Genomic DNA, 347 nt, shown 5'->3' with positions numbered 1-347 from the left:
GGCATTGTCACGCTGACGAGCCGTTGCCGAAACGACTGGGCTGGGCCAGGCTCATTGGATGACGAGCGACCCCGCCACTTACCCCGGCTATCGCTTCCCGGCTGAGATCATCAGCCACGCGGTTTGGCTGTACCATGTGTTCAGCCTCAGCCTGCGGGACGTCGAGCTGCTCTTGGCCGAGCGGGGTATCACCATCACCCATGAGAGTATCCGACGCTGGTGCCTGCGCTTCGGCGCCGACTTCGCCCGCAAGCTGCGCCGGCGGCGACCCAGGCCGGGCGACATCTGGCACCTCGATGAGGTCTTCCTGAGGATCAACGGCGAGCTGCACTACCTCTGGCGTGCCG

At 65.4% G+C, this 347-nt stretch carries 1 pseudogene; it reads left to right on the top strand.

Features of this window, described 5'->3' with window-relative positions:
- Positions 1-58 precede the first annotated feature (58 nt).
- A pseudogene (locus tag M0638_RS28635) lies at positions 59-347 on the top strand (IS6 family transposase); the annotation flags it as partial.

The sequence above is a fragment of the Roseomonas acroporae genome, from assembly GCF_023223525.1.
Taxonomy (GTDB): Bacteria; Pseudomonadota; Alphaproteobacteria; order Acetobacterales; family Acetobacteraceae; genus Roseomonas_E; species Roseomonas_E acroporae.
This window is presented reverse-complemented; position numbering and strand designations above follow the sequence as displayed.